The organism is Pleionea litopenaei (assembly GCF_031198435.1).
GTDB lineage: Bacteria > Pseudomonadota > Gammaproteobacteria > Enterobacterales > Kangiellaceae > Pleionea > Pleionea litopenaei.
On sequence record NZ_CP133548.1, the window covers coordinates 2,418,502 to 2,440,481 of the forward strand.

General features: G+C 41.7%; 20 protein-coding genes and 1 riboswitch. Of the genes, 8 read left to right on the forward strand and 12 right to left on the reverse strand.

The genetic code is table 11. The features are described 5' to 3' along the window. Positions 1 to 85 precede the first annotated feature (85 nt). Complete coding sequence (locus Q9312_RS10880; protein WP_309200871.1) at positions 86 to 817, forward strand: DUF4197 domain-containing protein; 732 nt, start codon at positions 86 to 88, stop codon at positions 815 to 817. A gap of 39 nt (positions 818 to 856) precedes the next feature. Here Q9312_RS10880 and Q9312_RS10885 read toward each other — a convergent pair whose 3' ends face one another. From Q9312_RS10885 to Q9312_RS10900, 4 genes are all read right to left on the reverse strand, one after another. Next, the gene (locus Q9312_RS10885; RefSeq protein ID WP_309200872.1) at positions 857 to 1,438 is read right to left on the reverse strand and encodes a CBS domain-containing protein; all 582 of its coding nucleotides are present in this window, start codon (positions 1,436 to 1,438) and stop codon (positions 857 to 859) included. Between the two features lie 47 nt (positions 1,439 to 1,485). After that, positions 1,486 to 1,770, reverse strand: coding sequence for a hypothetical protein (locus Q9312_RS10890; RefSeq protein WP_309200873.1), 285 nt, complete (start codon positions 1,768 to 1,770; stop codon positions 1,486 to 1,488). 96 nt (positions 1,771 to 1,866) lie between these two features. Continuing rightward, a complete protein-coding gene (locus Q9312_RS10895; protein WP_309200874.1) occupies positions 1,867 to 2,745 on the reverse strand; it encodes a mechanosensitive ion channel family protein in 879 nt (292 codons plus the stop codon). An 84-nt stretch (positions 2,746 to 2,829) separates the two neighbouring features. Beyond that, positions 2,830 to 4,080 carry an HDOD domain-containing protein gene (locus tag Q9312_RS10900; RefSeq protein ID WP_309200875.1) on the reverse strand — a complete coding sequence of 417 codons (1,251 nt, stop codon included), beginning with the start codon at positions 4,078 to 4,080 and terminating at the stop codon, positions 2,830 to 2,832. A gap of 324 nt (positions 4,081 to 4,404) precedes the next feature. Between Q9312_RS10900 and Q9312_RS10905 the strand changes: the two genes are divergently transcribed. Both Q9312_RS10905 and Q9312_RS10910 read left to right on the forward strand, forming a co-directional pair. Then, positions 4,405 to 6,072 (forward strand): FimL-related protein, encoded by a 1,668-nt coding sequence (locus Q9312_RS10905; protein WP_309200876.1) that lies wholly within the window; start codon positions 4,405 to 4,407, stop codon positions 6,070 to 6,072. Between the two features lie 6 nt (positions 6,073 to 6,078). After that, complete coding sequence (locus Q9312_RS10910) at positions 6,079 to 6,951, forward strand: EamA family transporter (protein WP_309200877.1); 873 nt, start codon at positions 6,079 to 6,081, stop codon at positions 6,949 to 6,951. Here the strand turns inward: Q9312_RS10910 and Q9312_RS10915 are convergent. The 4 genes from Q9312_RS10915 to Q9312_RS10930 form a co-directional block, all read right to left on the reverse strand. Beyond that, entirely contained in the window at positions 6,948 to 7,673 is a 726-nt protein-coding gene (locus Q9312_RS10915; RefSeq protein WP_309200878.1) for an SOS response-associated peptidase, read from the reverse strand. The two genes, Q9312_RS10910 and Q9312_RS10915, sit on opposite strands and share 4 nt — an antisense overlap. Before the next feature lie 11 nt (positions 7,674 to 7,684). After that, on the reverse strand, positions 7,685 to 8,065 hold the full coding sequence (locus Q9312_RS10920) for an acyl-CoA thioesterase (protein WP_309200879.1): 381 nt from the start codon (positions 8,063 to 8,065) through the stop codon (positions 7,685 to 7,687). Between the two features lie 78 nt (positions 8,066 to 8,143). Next, on the reverse strand, positions 8,144 to 9,241 hold the full coding sequence (locus Q9312_RS10925) for a ribonucleotide-diphosphate reductase subunit beta (protein WP_309200880.1): 1,098 nt from the start codon (positions 9,239 to 9,241) through the stop codon (positions 8,144 to 8,146). 10 nt (positions 9,242 to 9,251) lie between these two features. Beyond that, positions 9,252 to 11,993 (reverse strand): ribonucleoside-diphosphate reductase subunit alpha, encoded by a 2,742-nt coding sequence (locus Q9312_RS10930; protein WP_309200881.1) that lies wholly within the window; start codon positions 11,991 to 11,993, stop codon positions 9,252 to 9,254. Positions 11,994 to 12,136: 143 nt separating this feature from the next. Beyond that, positions 12,137 to 12,339: riboswitch (cobalamin riboswitch) on the reverse strand. A 222-nt stretch (positions 12,340 to 12,561) separates the two neighbouring features. On the opposite strand from Q9312_RS10930, the gene Q9312_RS10935 reads away from it, so the two are divergent. From Q9312_RS10935 to Q9312_RS10945, 3 genes are all read left to right on the forward strand, one after another. Continuing rightward, on the forward strand, positions 12,562 to 14,349 hold the full coding sequence (locus Q9312_RS10935; RefSeq protein WP_309200882.1) for an ABCB family ABC transporter ATP-binding protein/permease: 1,788 nt from the start codon (positions 12,562 to 12,564) through the stop codon (positions 14,347 to 14,349). Between the two features lie 130 nt (positions 14,350 to 14,479). Beyond that, the gene (locus Q9312_RS10940) at positions 14,480 to 16,504 is read left to right on the forward strand and encodes an alpha/beta fold hydrolase (protein ID WP_309200883.1); all 2,025 of its coding nucleotides are present in this window, start codon (positions 14,480 to 14,482) and stop codon (positions 16,502 to 16,504) included. A gap of 67 nt (positions 16,505 to 16,571) precedes the next feature. Continuing rightward, positions 16,572 to 18,671 (forward strand): tetratricopeptide repeat-containing diguanylate cyclase, encoded by a 2,100-nt coding sequence (locus tag Q9312_RS10945; protein WP_309200884.1) that lies wholly within the window; start codon positions 16,572 to 16,574, stop codon positions 18,669 to 18,671. A 68-nt stretch (positions 18,672 to 18,739) separates the two neighbouring features. Here the strand turns inward: Q9312_RS10945 and Q9312_RS10950 are convergent, their stop codons facing one another. Continuing rightward, a complete protein-coding gene (locus tag Q9312_RS10950; RefSeq protein WP_309200885.1) occupies positions 18,740 to 18,922 on the reverse strand; it encodes a PA3496 family putative envelope integrity protein in 183 nt (60 codons plus the stop codon). A gap of 152 nt (positions 18,923 to 19,074) precedes the next feature. Between Q9312_RS10950 and Q9312_RS10955 the strand changes: the two genes are divergently transcribed. Beyond that, on the forward strand, positions 19,075 to 19,497 hold the full coding sequence (locus Q9312_RS10955; protein WP_309200886.1) for a hotdog fold thioesterase: 423 nt from the start codon (positions 19,075 to 19,077) through the stop codon (positions 19,495 to 19,497). A gap of 52 nt (positions 19,498 to 19,549) precedes the next feature. Here the strand turns inward: Q9312_RS10955 and Q9312_RS10960 are convergent, their stop codons facing one another. The 3 genes from Q9312_RS10960 to Q9312_RS10970 are packed head-to-tail and all read right to left on the reverse strand — an operon-like array spanning position 19,550 to position 21,108. Beyond that, complete coding sequence (locus tag Q9312_RS10960; RefSeq protein ID WP_309200887.1) at positions 19,550 to 19,972, reverse strand: SRPBCC domain-containing protein; 423 nt, start codon at positions 19,970 to 19,972, stop codon at positions 19,550 to 19,552. Positions 19,973 to 20,026: 54 nt separating this feature from the next. Next, complete coding sequence (locus Q9312_RS10965) at positions 20,027 to 20,437, reverse strand: GNAT family N-acetyltransferase (RefSeq protein ID WP_309200888.1); 411 nt, start codon at positions 20,435 to 20,437, stop codon at positions 20,027 to 20,029. Continuing rightward, complete coding sequence (locus Q9312_RS10970; RefSeq protein ID WP_309200889.1) at positions 20,434 to 21,108, reverse strand: YceH family protein; 675 nt, start codon at positions 21,106 to 21,108, stop codon at positions 20,434 to 20,436. The genes Q9312_RS10965 and Q9312_RS10970 overlap by 4 nt, the downstream gene beginning before the upstream one ends. A 183-nt stretch (positions 21,109 to 21,291) precedes the next feature. On the opposite strand from Q9312_RS10970, the gene Q9312_RS10975 reads away from it, so the two are divergent. Next, on the forward strand, positions 21,292 to 21,963 hold the full coding sequence (locus tag Q9312_RS10975) for a MaoC family dehydratase (RefSeq protein ID WP_309200890.1): 672 nt from the start codon (positions 21,292 to 21,294) through the stop codon (positions 21,961 to 21,963). The last annotated feature ends 17 nt before the right edge of the window (positions 21,964 to 21,980 follow it).

A 21,980-nucleotide genomic window follows, 5' to 3' on the forward strand; every position in this document is an offset into this window, starting at 1 on the left:
ACTAGTTGGCCATTTCAGTACTCTGGCCACTAGCGAACGTTAAGGTGTATTAACGCTCTTAAGAGCGCTCTAAGGAGAGTAGATTATGAGCCATTCGAAAACTCTGTTTATCAGTTTCATGCTATTGGCATTGCTGCCTGGTTGCAAAGAACTAAAGCCCTATTTAGACACCGCAAAGGACTTAGCTCAATCGACCGCTCCAACCAGCCAAGAAAGTGCACAAGCCATACGCACGACCCTCGATCAAGGTATCGAAAAAGCCGTTGCTGGCTTGGGCAAACAAGGGGGATTTTCAAGCAGTCGTTATCGAGTGCCTTTGCCTCAGTCATTGACTGACTTTGCCTCACGCGCTCGCCAAATTGGGTTGGGGCGTTACGTCGATGACTTTGAAACGTCTATGAATAACGCCGCCGAAAAGGCAGTACCACAAGCACTGACGATCTTTAAGAGCAGCATTCGAAACATGACGCTGACCGACGTGGTATCACTGTTGCGAGGAGGAGACACTGCCATCACTGATTTCTTTCGCAAAAACTCGACATCGCAATTAAAGTCGGCATTTTTGCCCAAAGTACAACAGGCTACCAGCCAAGTAGGTGTCACCCAAGATTACAAGCGATTAACCGACCAAGTCAGCCAGTACGGGAGATTACTCAACATTAAACCACCCGCACAACTTGATCTAGATACCTACGTTACCGATCACGCCATTGCTAGTTTATTCACTGAAATAGAAGGACTGGAAAAGAACTTTCGAGCCAATCCATTGCAGCAAAGCAGCGCATTAATACGTAAAGTTTTTTCCTATTACCAATAAGAACTAAAGCGTCTTCACTTCCATTGAAGACGCTTAGCATTAACTGCTTCGTTGATGCATTAAGTTTTCTACAATGCCAAGCAAAGAGTCGGGGCGATGAGTAGGTGTCACTTTTTGCCCAGTTAGACGCGACACTTCACGAAAGTCAATACAGCCAACGAGCCGCCCCTCTTCGCTCACCAATAGATAATCTAAAGACTGCAAAGACATTGCACTGACCAGTTGCTGAATCGTTAAAGTCGTCAGAACCTCGCGATCAACAACATACAATTTTGCGACGGGAATCATCAGTAAATCAACGGTCAATTCTGCTCGACTTATACCGCGTTGCGACGCAATCGACATTGCATCGCGGCCACTAATGGTCGCCTTGGTAATCAGCCCAACAACGTTACTCGCGTTGTTCACCACAAACGCGGTATTCGATTGAGTTTGTTTAAAAATCAGCTCGGCTTGAGCCAAGGTTGTATTGTCTTTCAAAGACAACGGAGCGGGTAACGATAACCCATGCGCAGCAACGACCGCTTGGCTGTCTGATTGAATGGCCGAGTTTGGCTGTTCAACATGCTCGCGAACAACCAAGGTATAAGGATTAATATCAAGTTTAGTTGCAGTATTCATAACACCACCTATGCAGTTAATTAAGTAATTAAAAAATTAAGACCTAACTAAACTTGCCAAGGCGGCGCTCGGATATGATATCGAGCTTGGGGTGGTAATGGAAAAGGAACGAACTCAACGCTGTTGGGTTTAGACACGACTCCTTTTAAAGGAGTATTCGTTGACACGCGAAGAATGACATCACCATCGAAGTCACTATCGATATCTTGAGAATCCAAAGTCCAATTGCAAACTGAACTTTGCTGTTCAACACCTTCCGCATATACCTGTTGCGAGAACTCTAACGCTCCAAGTATGACGAAAACACTGATGAACGACCAACGAATGAACATCTAACTACCTCAATTCTATGATTACATAGTAGACAATTTTTCTGTTCTTCACTGTTCTAAAATCGTTTCAAAATATTTCTCTGATAAAACAGCTAGTTACAGCTGTTCCTCGCAAGATTCAACGTCTGTCGTGACAGGTAAAACAGCATCACCAAACCACAATGCCATAAAGTCCGCTATCAGTTTCTGCTCAATTTCAACCGCTAACTCGGTAGGACAAAAAATGGTTATGGCAACAACAATATGAGCCAGCTCATTGGTGGTGATTTGAATGTCGGGCTCGGGTCCTGAAATACTCACGTCCAGTCGTTTCTCAATTAGCATACTGTATCGTGTGGCCACGTCATTAAACGGAGCACAGTACTCTTCGGCTTTTTCAACTAAAAACGCTTTAAATGGTACGACATTCTTGGTGGGTTCAAGCGTGATATGAAAGGTGTGCGATGCGTAACGTCGAAGGTAGTTTAAGTTCTTAACGGACTGAGTCACAAAACGATTATTCGGTATCGTCAACGTCTTACCTGTGTAGGTATAGGTTTGATTGTCAACCTCTAACAAAGTCACTTTTAACCAGTCGCGATTGGCCACTTCACCATACTGTCCATCAATCTCGATCCAATCACCGACCGAAAAGGCTCGTGTGCTCGACAAATAAACAAACCCAAGTAAACATTGCACGTACTCTCTGGTAGCTAAAATAATTGCCACCGTAAAAGCCGCAATCGATAAAGCAAAGTCTTTAATGTCGTCTGACCAAAGAATAAAGATTAAAATAAAGACGACGAAATTGGTTAAGTTTCTAATCGTACTAATCGTCGAGCGACGATCAACACCTTTTCTCTTAGAGCGCTTACGCACACCCTTAATAATGGGCTCTCGAACCGCCATAACCAATATAATGAGAATTATTGAGCTCCACAATTTGTGGTTAACAATAAAACCGGTTACCAGTGTAAATAATTCTGAAGGAGACATTTTTTCCCAATTACATCAATCGCAAGACGCGCTACATTAACATCTATCAAATTAATAATAAAACGCTTCTATTAACAATCCGACTTAATTTCCAAGTAAAATTTGCCTCAGTTGAGAAATTTCTTGGCGCGACTCATCCAACACTTTAATGCTTAATTCTGGTGTCGATTCGCCGACATGAATTCGTTTAAACGCTTCCAATTGATGAAACTTTGGAAGGTCATGATAATGGTGTTTCTTAATACTCTCATGGAGCAGAGCAATATTCAGTAAATCACTATAATCCGGTGTCATTACTTCAGGTTTTTCCCAATGCCTTAAATACTTCATGCACAAAAAGTAAACATGACCTAACTGCCAATTGGTAATGATGTCGCATGCAACCTGTATTTCGTAGTCACGCACCAGCGATTCAATTGACTCCGTTAACTTTAAGAATCCTTGATAGTCGCTTGCAAACGCATAAATCGACATAGCACCGATTTTATGCAACAGACCCGACAACATCGCAACCTCTGGTTCGAAGTTCAGTTGACTGTGCTTCGCGAGTACCGCAGCGATGACGGCAACATCGACACTTTCTTGCCACATTGCACGAAAGGTTTCTTGCAGTTCTGGCTGATCACTTCGAAACAACTCTTGCAAAGAAAATATTTGCACCAACTTTCTAGTCGTATTGATACCAAGACGAATAACCGCTTCGGAACAGGTTTCAACCGGCGACACACCTCGAATAAGAGGGCCATTTGCGTACTTTATCAACTTCACCACCATGGCTGGGTCGACCATTAATACGCTGACGACATCTTCAATTGAATGCTCATCACCTGCTGTGTACTTCTGAATACGCAATGCTACATCGGGTAACGATGGAATACTTAATTCACCACGGCGAATCGCTTGCTGAATTTCCATGGTAATCATACTCGGTGTCAATTCTGCATTTGCAAATTCAATGAGTTTCTCGCGACTTTCTTCAACATTGTGAGCTTCTAGAATATAACTAAGTAAGTCGTGTGGAAGCTTGAGGAATGCACTGTCTTCAATACAGGTTGCAGCGTACTTACGTGGTCGAAGGTTTGCCAGGGGTCGACTCGCATTAGCCGAGGAGTGAGCTAATGTATAGGACTTACCATCAGCCGCCACAAGTTCGACCTTGCCCTGTACAATAAAGTAATCGTGGCTATCAATTTGATTTAACTTGAAAATGTCTGAACCACTCTTGATTTTCACTAATTCAGACTGGCCGGCCACTATGGCTCGCTGTTTCGCATTTAAGAACTCGAACGCAGTAAAACGCTCCATCAACTCGACGATCGTCTCCAAACGGTCCATGTGCTCTCCAAAATTAAAGGGCGATGTCTCCAAGCCATATCGGCCGCTTTAACCAGCGGCTAGTTAAGCTTTAAAACTTGAATAACTCGAAAGATATCGAGCTCCAATACTCCTATAACTCTAGAACACATAATAGGATTGCTCAACCTACTGTTTTTCCGTAAAAACTGTATTTTTTCCATAGACTTAGGCGAATCCGCTGATATGCTTGAGAATGGATGAATTAGAACCGTGACCGGCTCGGCACATTGCAATCATAACGATTGAATTCTAGCCAAATTAACGTAGTATTTCGAGACTACCGAAACTAGGGAAATGAGTATTATGTCGTATCAGGACCAGATATCCTCCGTCAACATGATTGCCGAGCATATACGCGAGAGCATCAAGACGTCGATTAAGGCGCTGGAGAAATATCATTCTGACGAGCAATCGAGTGGTGCACGCAAGGACGCTTGGTCGGGAATTTACCAGTTAAACCGAGTATTTACATTTATCGAGCTGCAAGCAGCTTCATTAATGACTCGCGACATCTGTAACATCGTTAAGAATATGAGCGATCCTTTTAATCCGGAGGATGAACAGCGTCTTGAAGCGGTTATTTATAGCCTTACCTTGCTTGAGCGTTACATAGATTTCATCTGTAATAAGCCCTTCGATCTGCCTCAGCTTCTGTACGTACCCATCAATGATTTGCGCTCGATAGCACACATTGAACAATTCCCAGAATCAAGTTTTTTTAAAGCGAATCATCGAAAGGTTCGCGACTCTGGGCAAGCCAATGACCGTCTTGATGACTATGAAATTGTCAAAACATCGCGTCGATTACGACAAATGTATCAAATGGGCTTAATTGAAATCATTCGGAAGACCAACGTTAGCGGTGGACTGGCGATGATGGGGAGAGCGCTCAGTAAACTCGATCGCCAATGCGGCTGCCCTAGCGCACCCAATCTTTGGTGGATCGCAGGTGGCGCTATCGAAGCCTTTCATTCTGGCGGTCTGTTGATAAACTCAACGCGACTTAAGTTGTTGTCGCGGCTCGACTTGCAAATTAGAGAATTAGGGCAAGTTAACCATAATATTAATTATAAAAACCGCGAAAAAGCTGAGCAACTCGCGTTTGAATTGCTTTATTTAGTCAGTTTGTCTGATGCTGAAGATGAACAAACCGAAACCTTGAGAAAGCACTTTGAGTTACCCAACCTTGGCTTAACCGAGCGCAACCTTGCTCAAGAATTTCAATTATTAAAGGGTTTGAACGAAGGAGATTATGCCTCTCTCTTCGATACCATACTCGACGATATTTTAAAGGTTCAGACGGATTTAATTGCCGAGGACTACAAAAGTGGATCAGAAGAGTTGACGCAATTGTTTCATCAACTTAAACAACTGCACAGTTTATTCTCAGTACTGGAATACAAATCTCTCGAAATTCAATTAAAAGAAGCGGTTGAACGCATTGAACTTACAATCAACAAAGAAATTCATTTGAAAGATCCCGATCGTCAATTCGTATCTGACGTGCTGGCGAAAATTGAAAGCTATTTGGTTGATAAACGACAGCGCGGTCACGGTGGGCAAACGAATTTGAATCGAAACACTTTGAGTCCTGCTCAAATTGAAGCCTGCAACTATGCTAGAAAACAGGTTCATCAAGTCATTAATCAGATTGAAAACTACAGTAAGCAAGATCACGATCCTGAGTTACTGCACTCAATGCCGGCCTCTTTACAAAGAGCGGTCGAGAAAATAGATGTACTCGACGTTAAAGAGTTAATAGCTTTGATCAATGAGCTATCTGATCTTTCAAATCAATACTTCTTGAAGCAGCCGGCTACCATGCAAGCCCTTGAACTGTTAGCTGATATACTTTGCAGTATTGAGTTCTATTTAGAAACCATGGAAAGCAACCACATACCCAGTAATAAGATTTATCAATTTGCGGACGAGAATTTAGCGCGACTCAAGGCTTACTTAAACTTAGATTAACTCGATATGCGTTGGCTAGTTTTTGTTACTTTATTATGGGCCTTCTCGTTCTCTTTGATCGGAGAGTTTCTCGCCGGTCAAGTCGATGGCTATATTGCCGTTGCTACTCGAATGCTGTTGGCTTTTTTAACGTTTCTCCCCTTCTTAAAATGGAACTCAGCAAACAGTAAAGCCGTTTTTGCCTTAATGGGCATTGGTGCTATTCAAATTGGAGTGATGTATCTTTTTTTCTACCACAGCTTTCTATTTCTTACCGTTCCTGAAGTTCTGCTTTTTACTATTCTTACTCCGGTTTATGTGAGTTTGCTTGATGACCTAATTTTCGTAAAACAATTTCGATTAAATTGGCTACTCCCCGCAATCATTGCCGTTGTAGGCGCTGCAATTATACGTTACCAAACGGTTAGTTCAGATTTTTGGACCGGCTTGCTCTTAGTTCAAGCCGCCAATCTTTGTTTTGCTTTCGGTCAAGTTGCCTATAAACGTCTAGCTATTCCTAGTCATTTAACACAGAAAAATATCTTCGCTTTCTTCTTTTTAGGGGCGCTATTAATCAGCTTATTTCCGGCAATATTCATTGCTGACTGGACAAAAGTGCCCGTTACAATCACGCATTATGCGACATTAACTTGGCTCGGCATCGTTGCTTCAGGGCTAGGGTATTATTTTTGGAACTATGGAAGCAAGCAAGTCAATACTGGTCAACTAGCAACAATGAATAACTTACTTATTCCGGCAGGCATTTTAGTAAATGTGGTGTTTTGGGGACGACCAGCCAATTGGCTCTCGTTAACCTTTGGTGCGGTGATTATTTTAGCGTCTATTCTTATTGCAAGTTACTACTCAAAAGCCATGAAAAATAAAAGTGCCGATAATTAAAATAGCGATAAGTTATCACCGGGCTGTAATTCATCGACCGGCTCAGCACAGTCGGCAATATCCTGAGAAACATTCTTAACCGTTTCTGCGACTCGGAAATGATGCATACCCGAGTATTCTCGAGAAGAAAGTAACGGCAACATCGAGTCCTTTGAAGAGTCACTTAGCCACTGCTCCCAAAAGGCTTGAGGAATAATAATTGGCATACGATGGTGAATTGGTGAAACTAATTGGTTTGCTGCGGTTGTTAAAATACAAAAATTTAAAGAACCGCTTTTAGAATTTTCGAATGGTTCATCTTCAACCGACGGTCCTTCAAACGCCGTCCATAGACCAGCCATCATAAACGCCGCTTTATCGTGATGTTCAAACAAATGCCATGGACGATTTCTTTGCGTTGCGCTGCCTTTTGGTTCATAAAAGCCATCAGCAGGAATTAAACATCGCTTCGTATGAGCCGACGTTGCAAACATTTTGCTTTCGAATACAGTTTCAGAACGCGCGTTTATCTTACTAAATGATGCTTTTGACCAGCTGGGGCGAAAACCCCATTGCATAGTGGCTACTCGCGGTGACTGTGCATCCCAATAGATCACGGTTGCTCGTTGAGAAGGTGCAATATTAAACCTTGCAGTAAAGGGCTGAATGTCTTCCCAATAATCTTTCCACTGACTATGAGTTGCCCAGTCTGGTTTCTCTCTTAGTAAATAGCGTCCACACATTTTTGATGCACTTACCTTTCAATCACTTGCTTTTTCCCTTGGTCATCAACGCTAACAAAGGTAACTCGTGTTTCAAACAACAAAGGGCTTGCTGAAGTTCGCTTCCCGGTGACCGCAATATGGTAGGTTAACGAGGTATTACCTTGTCGTTCCAGGCTCACATTAAAACAAATTATCTCGCCGCATTCGATGCGATGTTTAAATTCGACATTATCTAATGCAACCGTGACGAAGCGATGACCTGGAAACTGTAAATTCGCAGAAACATAAGCTACTTCGTCTATCCACATTAATAGATATCCACCGAATAAAGAGCCCTGATGATTCATGTGTTCTGGCAACACCAATTTATGGTGTTGCATAGATGGAGCTAAATTACTTTTGTTACTCATGCTTTGCTCCTTAAAAGCCCCCCGCACAGTCTGCACTAAGAGGCTCTATTCAATACTTAAATATGTTAATAATTAAACTTATTCCCAATTTAACGCAGCACCGGTTTGATACTCTGTCACTCGTGTTTCAAAAAAATTCTTTTCTTTACGAAGGTTTGCTTGCTCATCTAACCACGTTAAGGCTACCTCTGCACCAGGAAAAGGAGTTTCTAACTTCAACTGTTTAGCTCTTCGATTAGCTAGAAATCTAAACTGGGCACTATGTAATTCTGAAGAATAACCCAATATCTGTTGAGGCAATAGAAAGTTTGCATAACCTTCTTCTGCAGCATCAGCTTCTTCCCACATTCTAGCAATTTCCTTTTTATCTAAGACTAAATTCTCTTCCTTTACGATCTCATTAACGACTCGAATTCCAAATGCACAATGTAATACCTCATCTCGCATAATGTACTGTAGCTGCTCTGCAGTTCCTTTCATCAAACCTCTTCTTTGCAACGAAAAAATCGGACTAAAACCATTATAGAACCAGCACCCCTCAAATACAGCAGCAAAAAATATATAAGACAATACAAACTGATGAAGATCGTCTCTATTCGATAGATCTAAACTACTGTCCATAACCGAATTTAGGCGTTTATTAGCAAGTTCTATCTTAAAGTTCAGCTCTGGAATCACTCGATATCGATTGTAAATCTCCTGTTGGTCTAACCCAATTGTTTCAATACAATGTTGGTAAGTCCAAGTATGTAGTGATTCTTCATAAACTTGTCTAGCTTGATAAATTTGCAACTCAGGCGCAGTCATTTTTTCCATGACTGCTAAACCAATATTACGCATCGCCAATATATCAGACGTGGTTAAATAAGAGAGTACATTATCATAAATATGACGCTCCTCAAGAGTTAACTTGTGGTGATAATCATGAACATCTTGAGTCATATTTACATCAAGAGGCGTCCAGTGATTTTTATTCGCATTTAAAAAGAACTCCCAAGCCCATGGGTATTTAAATGGTGCTAGTTGATTTATATCCGCTTGTCCATTAACGATACGTTTATCCAAATAAGTGATCGCTTGATTCGATGACTTCTTATTTGGTTCATTCGATCGCTTCACTATATTATCATTTAAAGGTAGGGCGTGATTCAAAGGATCGTTCCAGTTAAGTTCCATTGTTTAACTCCTATTGACAGACTTCGCATTCTAAGTCGTCTAGACGACATAGCGTTTGTTCAGCTTCCACATCGACTCTATCGCTTGAGTGGGTGTAAACCTCTGTTGCTGCTAAAGAACGTAGGTAATATGTTGTTTTCAACCCTCTCGACCAAGCAGTTTTGTATAGATTATCAAGCTTCATTCCACTAGGCTCTTGCATATATAAGTTCAAACTTTGTGCTTGATCAATCCACTTTTGTCGCCTCGATGCAGCTTCTACCAACCAACGAGGATCAATGGAAAATGCTGTTTTAAAAAGCGCTTTAAGTTTATTCGGAATACGATCGATTCTGCCAACATCACCCTGATAATACTGAATATCATCGATCATCGATGCATCCCAAAGCCCTGCATCCTTCAGCTCTGAGACTAAATATTTGTTGATAACCAAAAACTCACCTGAAAGGTTAGATTTCACAAACAAATTTTGATAGGTCGGCTCTATCGATTGACACACACCTACAATATTCGCAATAGTAGCAGTTGGCGCTATCGCAATGATGTTGGAGTTTCGAATACCCGTTTTTTTCACTTGCTCTTTCAAGAAGCTCCAATCTAATTCACTTTGATAATTAAATGTGCAATAGTCACTACCACGAGATTTCTCTAACTGACGTAAACTATCCAGTGGAAATATTCCTTGTTGCCATAGTGAACCATTAAAACTATCATAGCATCCGCGTTCAACCGCAAGATTAGCCGACGCTTCTATGGCATAGAAACTAAAAGCTTCACTTATACGATCAGATAGCTCCACTGCCTCAATGCTATCAAAACTTATTTTTGCTCGATAAAGTACATCTTGGTAACCCATCATTCCTAAACCAATGGGCCGATGTTTTAGATTTGATACCTTAGCTTTTTTAACTGGATAAAAATTTAAATCAATGACATTGTCCAACATTCTAATAGCAGTCCGGATTGTGTTCTTTAAGTGCTCTTTATCTATCCCTTCTATAGTCCAGTGGTTATTTAAGTTCACTGAGCCTAAATTGCAAACAGCAATCTCGTCGTCGTTTGTATTAAGCGTAATTTCAGTACACAAATTTGATGAATGGACCACTCCGCGATGCTGTTGAGGAGATCGAACATTGCATGGGTCTTTAAATGTTATCCACGGGTGGCCTGTCTCGAATAGCATTGATAACATTTTTTGCCAAAGCTCTTTCGCCCGTATCGATTTATATTGTTTCAAACGTCCAGCCTGAGCCAGTTCTTCATAGTATTCATAGCGCAACTCAAACTCTCGACCATACAGTTGATGGAGGTCCGAAACTTCACTTGGAGAGAATAAGGTCCAATCTTGATCGAGGAAAACACGTTTCATAAATAGGTCGGGGATCCAATTCGCAGTATTCATATCATGCGTTCTTCTACGTTCATCACCGGTATTTTTTCTTAACTCTAAAAAGTCTTCGATATCTAGATGCCATGTTTCTAGATATGCGCATACTGCACCTTTGCGCTTTCCTCCTTGATTAACGGCCACTGCCGTATCATTTGCAACTTTAAGAAAAGGAATAATACCCTGCGAAGTTCCACGCGTTCCGTTGATAAAAGAGCCAAGTGCTCGCACTGGAGTCCAATCATTACCGAGACCTCCCGCCCATTTCGATAACATCGCATTGTCACTTAACCCTTGATAGATTTCACTCAAACTATCTCCTATATGAGTTAAATAGCAGCTCGATAATTGAGGACGAACAGTTCCTGAATTAAATAATGTCGGCGTTGAGCACATAAAATCGAAAGAGCTTAATAATCGATAAAATTCGATCGCTCGTCTATTTTGTTGACTTTCATTGACAGCCAGTCCCATTGCAATACGCATAAACATCACTTGAGGTAATTCGAAAGGTGTTTCATCACTTCTAAGAAAATATCGATCGTATAGTGTTTGAAGTCCTAAATAGTCGAATTGGCGATCTCGCTCTGGTAAGATTGCTTCTGCTAGTTGTTCAAGATCAAATTTTGACAGCTGATTATCTAGAATTCCTTTTTCAATACCAAAATCAATAGATATTCGGAAAGCTTTTCTATATAGATTGTCGTCTTGAGTAATCGTTGGAAATGTAGTTAATACTTCTTGCTTTAACTTGTTTAACAGAAAGTGCGCTGCTACTTTTGAGTAGTTAGGTTCTTCGGCTATTAAGCTACGAGCGTTCATGATCAATAATAACCAAAGCTCATTGAACTTAATACCATCGTACAGGCTGGGCTTGATCAACTTCCAAAGTCTTTCGCTACTAACCTCTCTATACATCTCACACGCACTGGATACTAACGAGTAGATATCTGACTCGACCCACGTTTCAGAGTTATCACGGTGAACGACTGTAAACTCTTGAAGCGTATCTTCGATTTTGATATTTAGATCTTGACGATTTTTACTATGCTCTTCTCGATATATCACATAAGCACGAGCGACTTGTTGCTCTCCCGCTCGCATTAAATAGAGTTCAACATTGTCCTGAATATCTTCAATATGAATAATTCCACCATCAGGCATTGTTCGTTGAACTTTACTTTCAATCTGCTCAACAATACTCTGCGCTAGATGTTGCAAATGTTGACTGCCTTGTGCATGAGAGCCTTTGACAGCGATAACTGCTTTTTTGACTGCACCAATGACTTTTTGTCCATCATAGGGAACAGCTAGGCCATTTCGTTTGGTAACTTGATATTTAGATACTTGCTCTTCTGAAAACATAGATCGCGCCTTGTTAAAATAGAAACACTACCTTGGCGAGACGAGAATCGAAGAAAGTCTAAAGGATCAGGACATTGATACGCTGACAGCGCACGAGAAACAAAGATTCAATAGTCAATCACTCAATACCTCAAAATCGCGAAGGCGTTGATTGGCTATCGGCAGGTATTCGGACTCAAGAGCTCACTTATATAAGTACCTAAAGTAACTGCTTCCCAAACTTGATGTTCAGTGCTTCACGTTACTCTCGTTCTCTATTACCGCTGCGCGTCAGTTCCGGATTTACACCGGATTCCCTCTTAGCAAAACCTATAATTGGAAAGTGACCATCACTAATTAAGCATCTAATTTTTAATCAATCTATGAGAGTTAAACATATTACCAACCTATGCTCATAATGCTTAATCAATAAATCTCAACCTCAAATCAATATATAGGCATTGAACCGTAGCAAGAACACTATATATTGACTCCATAACCCTTTGCAACCAATATCTTTGGTAGATATCTTTTAGCACACCCGTTAAAAATTCACGTAAACTACGTTCTTTTCATTGAGTAACTCAGCATGCGACACGGACAATTTGCAGATTACAACAACGAACAAGTCTCTTGGAAGACTTTAAAACAATTGGTGCCATTTCTCGCTGAGTTCCGATGGCGAGTCTTGGCCGCCTTAGTTTTTCTAATCGCTGCGAAAGTTGCCAGCGTTGGTGTTCCTTATGTATTTGGTATTACGGTTGATCAACTCAACTTATCGTCTGAGCAAGCCGTCGTTGTGCTACCACTCACATTGATCCTCATGTATGGAGCCCTTCGTTTATCGACCGTACTATTCGGAGAGTTTAGAGATCTGTTATTTGGTCGCGTCACTGAAAGAGCGATGCGCCGAATCGGTCTTGCGGTTTTCAAGCACCTACATAGTCTTGATATAGATTTTCATTTATCTCGTCGTACTGGTGGCGTCGCAAGAGATATTGAAAGAGGCGTCTCTGGCATTAATTTCCTGTTGCGCTTTATGGTATTCAATATCGTCCCCGTTTTCTTAGAAATTCTTTTTGTTGTATTGATCTTTCAAGCTAAGTTCTCAACTAATTTCGTTCTAATTATTCTCGGGTGCATAGTTGCCTATATTATTTGGACGGCAAAAGCAACGGAATGGCGAACCAGTTATATTCGAAAGGCCAATGAAGCAGACTCAAAATCAAATACAACGGCTGTCGATAGTTTATTAAATTATGAAACGGTCAAATATTTTAACAATGAAGCATTCGAAGAACGCCGATACGATCATGAACTCGCTGAGTGGGAAAGCGCTCGCAGGAGTAACCGTTTAAGCTTGTTTGCACTGAACGGAGGTCAAGCCTTAATCGTCGCGGTCGCTATGACATCAATGCTAGTGCTGGCCGGACATATGGTGGTTTCAGAGACACTTTCGCTCGGACAATTTACTATGATCAACGGCTATATTATGCAAATATTTATGCCGCTTAATTTCTTCGGCTTTGTCTACCGAGAGATGAAAGGATCAATGGCCAACATAGAGAAGATGTTTGCTCTTCTACGCGAACAACCAAAAATAGTTGACCAAAACAACGCCGACGAACTGCAAGTTAATCAAGGAAGTATTCAGTTTAATAACGTGAACTTCTCATATCATACCGATCGCTCAATACTGAACAACCTTAACTTTAGTATTGCTGCTGGCTCTAAAGTCGCGTTTGTGGGAAGCAGTGGCGCTGGCAAATCAACATTATCTAAGTTGCTTTATCGCTTTTATGATCCAGACAGTGGAGAAATCACCATCGATGGCCAAGATATTAAGCAGGTTACTCAAGACAGTTTGCGCCGAGCCATAGGTATTGTTCCACAAGATACCGTACTTTTTAACACAACCATCGGAGAAAATATTCGTTATGGAGCACCCAATGCCAGTGACGAAGATATCGACAAAGCCGTTGAGAATGCCTACCTCTCTGAATTTATTCGACAACTTCCTGATGGACTGAATACTCTCGTAGGAGAACGGGGCTTAAAACTATCTGGGGGAGAAAAACAACGAGTCGCCATCGCTAGAACCATCTTAAAAAAATCACCCATTCTTATCTTCGATGAGGCAACGTCATCGCTCGATAGTGAAGCCGAGCAAAATATAATGCGAGCCATCAAACAGGTCGCACAAAATCACACCAGTATTATGATTGCACATCGCTTATCGACCATAGTCGATGCAGACACAATTTTCGTTTTACACAAAGGCGAAATCATTGAACAGGGTGATCACTTGAGTCTTCTAAAAGCCGACGGGCATTACGCAAAACTTTGGAATAATCAACAGCAAAATAGCCATGAGTAACACTCGTTTGGGTGAGGACTGATGCAATGGAATCAAATAGAAGCATCAACTGATTAAAATTTAGACTCCTCTAGATATCACTTATTTGTTATAGTTAATGAATAATAACGACAAAATACGGGATTGAATCATGATCTTACGCGCTGTTGGATTGACGCTTCTCGCCATGTTTTCATTATCAGGTTTTGCAAAGGACGTCTTTGAACGAGATACATTTCAGCTCGACCCAACAACCTGTCCTTTCTCAGACGCTATCGCCAGAGAAAAACATAGAATTCACTGTTTCCTACTAGAAGTACCTGAAAACCGAGAAAAGCCTGACTCTCGTTTTATCGAACTGCTCGTTGTCAAACTAGATGCCCAGACTAAAAGTGCCGATAAAATTGAAGCGAGGAAACGGGCGGACGAAAAACGATCCGATCCGGTCATTTATTTAACCGGCGGACCAGGCGCAAAAGTACTCACTTACGTTCAAAGATTTAAGCATCATGGTATTTTAGATCGCCGCGATCTTTACATACTCGAACAGCGAGGCATTGGCTGGTCAGCCGATTTTTGTCCCTTTTATTCACTCAGAAACCCACACCAATTGATTCAGCCTTCTTTTGAAGAGCATTTAGCGGCACAGAACCAACAAGCCCTTGAGTGCGCAGAGAGAGCAAGTCGAACAGGCGTAGACTTAACGGGTTACAACACTATTGAAAATGCCCGAGATGTCAAAGCGCTGAGACAGTCACTGTCACTTGATCAATGGAACGTTTGGGGAATTAGTTACGGTTCGATTTTGGGACAAGCTTACGTTCAACAAGATGAGTCCGCGATTAAAGCCATCGCGCTAGATGCAATTATGCCGTTAAATGCACGTGATGACGCCCTACATTGGCGCGTAGTGAACTGGTACAACCGCGTACTCCTGATACTTGATGAAACCTGTTCTAAGCAAAGTGATTGTGCCAAGCACTATGGCAACAGTTCGAAAAAGCTCAGAGAAGCAATTTCATCGGTCGTGAATAACCCCATTGAAATTAATTTAAAGCAAACGCCGGAGAATCCTAAAGGTAAGAAGTACTATTACAGTGATACGGTAGCGATGGCGCCATTTATGTTTTTTTATGAACAAAAAAACTATCCGGCCATTCCCGCATTAATTCATCATTGGAGTGATGCGGTGATTAACCGAAATGACGATGTTTTCACCCTAATGAGTCATCTGTCTAATAATTTTTTTAGCAGTAGCCCAGGTATGCGTGACGCGATTTTATGCAACGACGGTGGTTTCGACTCTTTAGCTGCCTCGGCCGCTGCCGATGAAAAAGACCACCCAATTTTATCATTAGGTCGCGGAACCGCTGCTGCTGCAAAAGACGAGAGTCTCGGCTGTCGATCAATGGGGCTTTACCCGCGCGATGCAAAGGAATATCAACTGACCAAAACCGAAATACCTGCCTTAATTATTGAGGGTGCTATGGACCCTATTACTCCACCACCACTGGCGCAGGTTATTTTGCCGGGATTTAAAAACGGAACCTATGTTGAATTTCCGTACGCTGGCCATGGCCCCTCACGCTCGGTGGCGTGCGCCGGAGAGATGTTAAATTTGTTTTTCGATAATCCTGATTCAAAACCGGATCTCAGTTGCACCAAACAAATCTCCACGCCTGACTTTGTCGCTCCTTTATTTAAAACCAACTTGGTAGCGAATTTGGGAGCCCGTTTTTTTAACGATCGTTCCAGTATCATTGCACCCGCCTTCTGGGCTGTGAGTAGTTCGGTTCTACTGAGCTTTGCATTTATTTTATTAAGCGTTCAAGCAGCGACCCGTTGGTTCGACAAACGGCAAGCCGTTATCACTGACGGAGTGCGATTGGTTATTTGGACCACCAGCCTCTTCGCTGTGATCAGCCTTTGTTTGTATGCCTATGGAATAAGTCAGACTTATCAATTGACGCCCTTCTTATTGCTGTTCGGGTTTGAGAATACGGCGACATATGGCTATTTGATGTCTTACCTTACATTAATTTTAGGAATTGCTAGCGGCGTACTGCTTTACCGCTCTCAACGTTCATTTGGTTTACCACTAACCACCTTCGTTGGTTTTTTTATAACCGCATTAGCAGCCATTGCTTACGGCTTATTTAATATTATTTGGATTTAATTCTATCGAGTTACTATTTTTAATACTTAGGTAGGCAATATGCTTTAATAAATATGCGAGTGAATTTATGTTGAATAGGGCCGTTTTCTGGATTTTGCTAGCGTGTGCTGCGCTTCTCACAGCAAAGGCTTCCGCAACGCCTTCTTCTTGGTTCAACGACTATAAAAACCACCAACATAGTGATCCTTTCTTAGCCATCGAGTCCTTAGAAAAATGGCTCAATGAAAATGCTCAAAGTGACGTCGCCATTGACGGCGAGGCGTATTTTCGACTCACTCAGCTCTATTTTAAAGTGGGTCGAACAACACAAGCGAAATCAACTATCGAATTGCTAAAGAGCCAAGAAGAACAACTCAGTGAACAAGGAAAGGTATGGCTAGGGTTGGCACAGGTCAGTGGTTTGTTAGCGGAAGTAAAAGTCGACCCTGCGCGCGCTATTCTTATCGATATTAAGTCAGATGCTCTTAACAACAACAAAACAATGGCAGCCTACTTTTATTATCTTGAAGGTCAACAACGATCGTTGAACAGTCTATATGAAGACGCAATATCCGATTTAAATGAAGCCGGTATTATCGCAGAGTCCATTGATGAGACATACATTCAATTAGGGGTGCTTTCTCATCTGGTTAATATCCAATATTACATGGAGCAGTACGAAGAATCGCTAAAAACCAATCAATTACTCGCCGAAAAAGCACTGTCTTTAAATGATAACTTTATTAGAATTTTCACCTACTCAAATGCCATGAATATCTACTATATGATGGCCAATAAAAAAAATATGGAGATAGGGACACTCACCGATCAGTCCGATATCGATAGGGCCGAAGCTATTCATCAGGATTACATTCAAAAATCCACTTTTTATAGAAACAAAATATTCGACGAGGCAAGAGAAGTAGGGGCATTCAAACCCTATTTAAGAGCAAAAATTCAACTTCAAAATGAGTTTCTTCGAGAAGAAGACTTTGATAAAGCAATTCAAACGGCTAAGGAATCTATCGAAACTGCTGAAAAGTATATCAGTCCTTTCGAAAAGGCCGTTTCTTATAATAACCTTTCTATCGCATTACGCGCACAAGAGAAGTATGAAGAAGCGATCGAAGCACTAAAGCAAGCAGAGGTAATCTATCGAGAGATGCAACAAGAGCAATCGATTCTATGGGCACTGGAAGACTATTCGATAATTTACGAATTGAAAGGAGACTTCGAAGCTGCTCTCGACTACCGAAAGCAATTGCACAATGAATCAATGGCATTAGTGCGAAAAACAAATAATGACAAAGTTCTAGAGCTACAAAAAATATTCGAAAGCGAGAAAAAACAAAGGGAAATCGATAGACTTCATCAAATTAATCAACTCAATGAAACAAAGCTTAGTGATCAGCGAGCCATTTTAGCGCTATCAGTCACTTCGGTCATTTTTGTTGTGATCGCACTTTTATTGGCTTATCGTCGTAATAAAGACATCGCCAATAAAAATGCTTTGCTCGACGAACTCAATTCAAAACTGAAAGAGCAAGCGTTACGAGATCCATTAACTAAACTTTATAATCGACGTTTTATAAACGAAGTTCAGCATAAACTTGTAAGTCGAGCATTAAGAGAGAAAAATCGTTCTAAAAGAAAGTTAGGATTAGTCTTGCTAGACATCGATCATTTCAAAGCCGTTAACGATCAATATGGTCATGATACCGGTGACCAAGTTTTGCTATCCGTCGCAAACGATCTAACCCATAGTTTACGTAGCGAAGACATCGCTGTTCGATGGGGAGGAGAAGAATTCTTGGTGATACTCACTGATACCGATAAACATGGTATTACGCAATTTTGTGAGCGTATGTTGAACAGCCGAAGTTCGCAAACAGTGAACTTAAAGGGGCAGTCACTAACCGTTACCACGTCTCTGGGTTACTTATTATTTCCATTCAGTACAGGGGAAGAGAGCAGTTTAACTTGGGATGAATCACTCAAGCTTCTCGACAACCTGCTTTATTTAGCGAAAGAAAACGGACGAAATCAAGGCGCCACTATTAAAAACCACAAATCATCTCTGTCTGAAGAAGACAAAAAGAACCTACTCTCTTTACAGGCGAGTTACGATGGTCGTATTTTCGCTGCGAAAGGGATCGCTGTCGATTGGTTAAAACCACTGTCTCAATAAAACTTAAACCGATGCACCTCTCAACGCCTGAAGAACAATAAAAAGGCCCCTTTCGGGGCCTTTTCGCATTACTGTAGCCAGGTATCTTCAGTAAGCTCTTTTAGACGCTTTCGCTCAAAGTAATTCTCTAAGTCACGTTTGACTTCGTGATGGCTGCGATGAGACTTGTGCGCCTTTTTACCTCGAAAGTCTTCGTCATCCCAATGATGTTTATTGGCTCGACTGCGACTTACACGACCTGAAGATTGCATAAATTTACCTCACTAGATTGAGCACCTTCAATGACAATATAGAACCGCTGGTCTCTAGATGCTAACGAAATCTATTGTTGCTCACGATAAATTTATTTTGTTAATCTTGCGCGACTATCACAAATTTTGATGCCAAGATAAAGGGTTCTAAGATGGGTGCAATTTGGAAGAAACAAGTAACGGCTGAAGCCTTAAATGCTCGTAATAACAACACGTTAGCTAGCCATCTAAAGATGGTCGTCGAAGAAATCGGTGATGATTATGTCGTCGTTTCTATGCCAGTGAATGAAACCACACATCAACCAATGGGATTACTTCACGGTGGAGCATCGGTGGCTCTCGCAGAAACAGTGGGCAGTATCGCCAGCAATATTGCCGTTGATGACCAGCATTTTTGTGTTGGCATGGAAATCAATGCGAATCATATTAAGGCCATGCGTCAAGGGACCGTTTTGGCTACGGCTAAACCTTTGCACCTAGGTAAGGCATCTCATGTCTGGGAAATTCGAATCGTTAACGCTCAAGGTGACCTGGTTTGCATATCCCGCTTAACCATGGCCGTAAGAAAAATTTAACTCAGTAGCGAGGTTATCAAGCAAACGGGTTAGCACATCGCCTAGGGTTTGCTTAATCAGCCTCTCTGTTGGCTTCGTTGAACTGCTTGAAGTTGTTTAATATGGCTTGCCAGCCTTGGCGTTGAAGCTCAATAGAATGTTGAGTTTCTGGTTCAAACACCTGGGTAACCCGTGTACCAGACTCATCTTTCTCAAAGCTTACCCATACCTGCCTGCCGTCTTCGAGGCGATAGTCAATTTGAGCCCCTTCTTTAATGCTTTGATACGAGCCCCTAAGATCAAATCCGACATTGCCATCGACAGACTCCATCCGAAAACAGAAAGCGCCCCCCTCAGATAAGTCAATTTGAGCATCCGGGCAGCACCAGTCGTCACTTGCAAAGTTCCATTGCATAATATCGTCTGGATTAGTCCAGGTACGCCAAACTTGATCAAGTTCGGCATTGATCGTTGCAGTCACAGTGATAGTCGACAAAGTGGTGTCTCCTCGATATTGACCATGGTTTGGAATAGATTAACCATCTCCAACTTAACGTATTTGCTGGCCAGGCTCTATAACCCAACAGCGCGGATGCGCAGTAAACCCCAAATGCTCATAATAACTATGCGCTGCCGGAGCTGCTAATAATATAAGCGTACATTTTGGGCCGAGTTGATCGAGAGTCAACAGTTGAAGTCGGCGACCAACGCCTTGATTTTGAAACCTCTGATCAACGGCGAGATCGGACAAATAACAACAAAAGGAATAATCCGTCACACTCCGCGCCACCCCGACCAGCGTCTCTTCATGCCACGCCGTAATCATCACATCGGCATTAGTGACCATTTGTGTTAAACAATCGTCATCATCGATTGGTCGACGCTCACTGAGCGAAGAACGTTGTAATAGTTCTTTAAATTGCTGGGTATTGATTTCTTTATCACTGAAATACTCAATCATGAGTCAACTCGCTCGCTTAAGACTTGTTTAATATCGATCAGCTCTTGAGTCAAAAGCTCAAGTTGATGCTCTAATGCATTAACTTTCTGCAAAATATCCAGATTGCTCAGGTGCTCTATATCCGCCATTTGCGAACGTTGAGCAGAGTCAATCGCCTGGTCAGATTGCGTTGCCGACCCAAAACAATCTGTCCACTTAGACTCCCGTTTACCCGGTTCTCTTTCAAGCTGAATAACTAGGCGCTTTTGCGCGAGTTGATGCAAGGTTTCATCCACTGAGCCAAGGTCTGAAAACTCATGTAATCGACCACTACGGCTGCGCAACTCACCGGCTGTTTGAGCCCCACGTAATAACAACAAACAAACCACAGCTGTTTCTGCAGCATTTAACTGCAATTGTCCAAATTCACTATTACAGAAGCGGTGTCGATATTTAGTTACCCGACTGCCACGCTCATAAGCAGTAACAACATGACCAAGCTCGATCAACTCATCGACCGCCGCTTGAACTTGTTTTTCGGTTAAAGAAAGGACCGGATCGCGACTGCTTTTTTGGTTACATGCCGCCGTTAAGCTATTCAATGTTAAAGGATAATACTCAGGTGTTGTTTTTTCTTTCTCAATTAAACAACCTATCACTCGAGCTTGGTTTTGCGTCAGTTGAATGTCCATATCTTTCCTAATTATTTCATTTTGATTGGATAAGAATCATTTTCCTTAGCCATTTAAATGTAAAAGTTATTAACTATTACACAACAAACATTCGAATTAGTGTAGAATTTTATCTTATTTTCTTTACTTTCAACTGACAGTTGTTCGCTGAATTAACCAATAGACCCCCCAACGGATATTTTTATGCGAGTGTTAGAATTCATCAGGGAAAAGCGAGAGCAGTTTCAAAAACAAAATGCAGAGTTTATCGCAAAGCTTGAACCGCAATTTAAGAATCTTTCCGATAAAGTCACCCAAACGTTGGCGAACACCCTGAACAACCCTTGGGTTTCATTTTTTAAACCTTCAGATGATGGCGACGATGAGCCACGGCCGCTTGTCTTATCACCTGAAGCTGCAAAGGTTTACCAAGAACTGCAAGAACAATTAGGCGAAGAAACGTTTGTTGGTGAGTGGTTGCTGGTTGATCAAAAATGTATTAATCAGTTCGCTGAAGTAACCGGCGACAAACAATGGATTCATACCGACGCTGAACGAGCGGCTGAAGAGTCTCCATTTAAAACCACCATTGCTCACGGATTCTTGACCTTATCGTTGATTCCCGCTTTGACCGATACAGTTAATTCAGACAACAACCCTTATCCTGACGCAAAAATGGTGGTGAATTACGGATTAAATCAGGTTCGCTTTCCGTTTCCGGTCAAGTCAGGTTCACGAGTGCGAGCAAGAACTCGCCTAATCGGTCTTACCCCAATGAAGCGAAGTATTGAAATAGTGAATGAAGTCAGCATCGAAGTTGAGAATAGCAAGCGCTTAGCCTGTGTGGCAGAGACTGTTCTTCGATTGTACTTTTAATGGCAACTTGGCGATGG